Origin of the sequence: Kitasatospora sp. NPDC059803 (assembly GCF_042732255.1) — a bacterium.
Lineage (GTDB): Bacteria > Actinomycetota > Actinomycetes > Streptomycetales > Streptomycetaceae > Kitasatospora.
In genome coordinates, this window is record NZ_JBHWIJ010000506.1 from 1 (window position 1) to 2,806 (window position 2,806).

Genomic DNA, 2,806 nt, shown 5'->3' on the forward strand with positions numbered 1-2,806 from the left:
GCTCCGCCCCGCCGCCCCGCGCCCCCCAGCGACACTCCCCCCGCCCCCCGGGGTCGGCCCCCCCACCCGGGCGGGGCCCCCCCCCCCCCTTCCTGCTGTTCGCCCGTCCTACTCGCCCGACAGCACCTGCTGCGCGGCGGCCCGCGCCTCCTCGGCGCTGTCCGTCGCCCGGGCCGCCTCGGCCGCCCGGCGGCACTGCGCCAGCGTGTACTTGGCCAGCGTCGACCGCACGTAGGGGATCGAGGCCGAGCCCATCGAGAGGCTGGTGACGCCCAGACCGGTCAGCACCACGGCCAGCAGCGGGTCGGCGGCCGCCTCACCGCAGACGCCGCAGCTCTTGCCGGTCGCCTGCGCCGCCTCGGCGGCCGCGGCGATCAGGTCCAGCAGCGCCGGCTGCCACGGGTCCTGCAGCCGGGCCAGCGCGCCCACCTGACGGTCGGCGGCGAAGGTGTACTGCGCGAGGTCGTTGGTCCCCAGCGACAGGAACTCGACCTCCTGGAGGATCGACCGGGCCCGCAGCGCGGCCGACGGGATCTCCACCATCGCGCCGAACTTGGCCTCCAGCCCCGCCTCGCGGCACGCCTGGGCGAAGTCCTTGGCGTCCTTGCGGTCGGCCACCATCGGGGCCATCACCTCAAGGTGCACCGGCAGGCCCTCGGCGGCCCTGGCCAGCGCCCGCAGCTGCGTCCGCAGCACCTCCGGGTGCTCCAGCAGGGTGCGCAGACCGCGCACACCGAGCGCCGGGTTCGGCTCGTCGGCGGGGGTGAGGAAGTCCAGCGGCTTGTCCGCGCCCGCGTCCAGCGCCCGGACCACGACCCGGCCCTCCGGGAACGCCTCCAGCACCTTGCGGTACGCCTCGACCTGCTTCTCCTCGGTGGGCGCCTTCGCGGAGTCGTCCAGGAAGAGGAACTCGGTCCGGAACAGGCCGACGCCCTCGGCGCCGTTCTCCAGCGCGGCCGGCACGTCCGCCGGGCCGCCCACGTTGGCCAGCAGCGGCACGCGGTGGCCGTCCGAGGTCTGCCCCGGGCCGGAGGACGCGGCCAGCGCGGCCTTGCGCTGGGCGGCGACCGCCCGCAGCTCGTCCTGCTTCTCCTGCGAGGGCTCCAGCAGCACGTCACCGGAGCTGCCGTCCACGGCGACGACGGTGCCCTCGGCGACGTCCGTCGCAGCGGGCAGCGCGACCACGGCCGGCACGCCCAACGCCCGCGCCAGGATGGCGCTGTGGCTGGTCGGCCCGCCCTCCTCGGTCACGAAGCCGAGCACCAGCGTCGGGTCGAGCAGCGCGGTGTCGGCCGGCGCCAGGTCCCGCGCGAACAGCACGTACGGCTCATCGCTGTCCGGCACGCCCGGCATCGGCACGCCCAGCAGCCGGGCCACGATGCGGTTGCGGACGTCGTCCAGGTCGGCGACCCGCCCGGCCAGGTAGTCGCCGGCGGAGGCGAGCAGCGCCCGGTAGGCGGCGAAGGCGTCGTACACACCGCGCTCGGCGCTGCTGCCGACGGCGATCCGGCGGGACACGTCGGCCATCAGCTCCGGGTCCTGCGCCATCAGCGCCTGGGCCTCCAGGACGGCCTGCGCCTCGCCACCGGCCAGGTTGCCACGGGCGATCAGGTCCGCGGCGACCGCCTCGACGGCGGCCTGGGCGCGGGCCTGCTCGCGCGGGGCGTCCTCGGTCGGGATCTGGGTGGCCGGGGGCTCCAGCACCGCCGTCCCCATGTGCCGCACCTGGCCGATCGCGACCCCGTGGCTGACACCCACGCCGCGCAGCGTCTTCTTCATGTCACCTGTCTCCGCTGAGAGGAGCGGCCCCGCCGGGAACCGCTGTGTGCCGGGCCGCCCCGACAACTCCTGCGGGGCGGGTGTGTGCAAAGTAAGAGGTCAGTTCCAGCTGAACAGGGCCTCGCCGGAGACGGCCTCGCCGTCCTCCCGCAGGCCGCCGAGCGAGTCGGCGTTCGCCTCCAGCGCCACGATCGGCGAGATGGGCGACTTGCCCGCGGCCTCGACGGCGGCCGGGTCCCACTTGATGACGGCCTGACCGCGGGTCACCGTGTCGCCCTTGTTGACCAGCAGCTCGAAGCCCTCGCCGTTCAGCTGCACGGTGTCGATCCCCAGGTGGGTCAGTACACCGTGGCCCTCGGCGTCCACCACGACGAACGCGTGCGGGTGCATGGAGACGACGACGCCGTCCACCGGAGCGACCGCCTCGGTCGGCCGGCGCTCCGGGTCGATCGCGGTGCCGGGGCCGACCATCGCGCCGGAGAACACCGGGTCGGGCACGCCGGCGAGCCCGACGACCTTGCCGGTCAGCGGCGACGTCACAGTGGTCATGGTTGTGCCTCCCAAGTGAGCGGTACAGCGAGCGGCCGCGAGCAGCGGCAGGACGATCGACTGAAGCCTAAATCATGTCAACTTCGGACATCTGCTGACATTCCCGGGCGAAGACCCACGCCCAGCCCGGCCCGTCGTCCGGCGGCTCACCGACCGTTTAGTGGTCTAGTCCTCTTAGCCGATGCGCCGCACTCTACAGGCATCTTGGCGAATCGGGACCATTGCTGTATATGCTCGCGAGAGCAACAAATCATGCCGCCGACCGGGTGACACCGGGAGCGCCTCGATTCGCACTCCGGCGGGCGACCCGCTATGGTTGGGCGAGTCGCCGCGACTTGGCGGTTAACACCAGATTTCAGATGCGAAAACCTCCGGTAAACGGGGCGGAAAACATCTGGTAAGCTGGAAACACGAAAGAACGAAGCGCCCGGAGGGCCCGCTGGAAGGCGGTCCGAAGGAAGTGTCCGTTCCTTGAGAA

The 2,806-nt window shown here is 73.0% G+C and carries 2 protein-coding genes; both read right to left on the bottom strand.

What is annotated here, in order from left to right:
- Positions 1 to 108: 108 nt before the first annotated feature.
- Entirely contained in the window at positions 109 to 1,779 is a 1,671-nt protein-coding gene (gene ptsP / locus ACFV6I_RS38840; RefSeq protein ID WP_063350197.1) for a phosphoenolpyruvate--protein phosphotransferase, read from the bottom strand.
- Positions 1,780 to 1,878: 99 nt separating this feature from the next.
- The gene (locus ACFV6I_RS38845) at positions 1,879 to 2,328 is read right to left on the bottom strand and encodes a PTS glucose transporter subunit IIA (RefSeq protein WP_063350198.1); all 450 of its coding nucleotides are present in this window, start codon (positions 2,326 to 2,328) and stop codon (positions 1,879 to 1,881) included.
- Positions 2,329 to 2,806: the final 478 nt, after the last annotated feature.

Excerpts from the sequence above, each read along its gene's own strand:
- ptsP (WP_063350197.1), bottom strand. The coding sequence starts at position 1,779 with ATGAAGAAGACGCTGCGCGGCGTGGGTGTCAGCCACGGGGTCGCGATC.
- ACFV6I_RS38845 (WP_063350198.1), bottom strand. The coding sequence starts at position 2,328 with ATGACCACTGTGACGTCGCCGCTGACCGGCAAGGTCGTCGGGCTCGCC.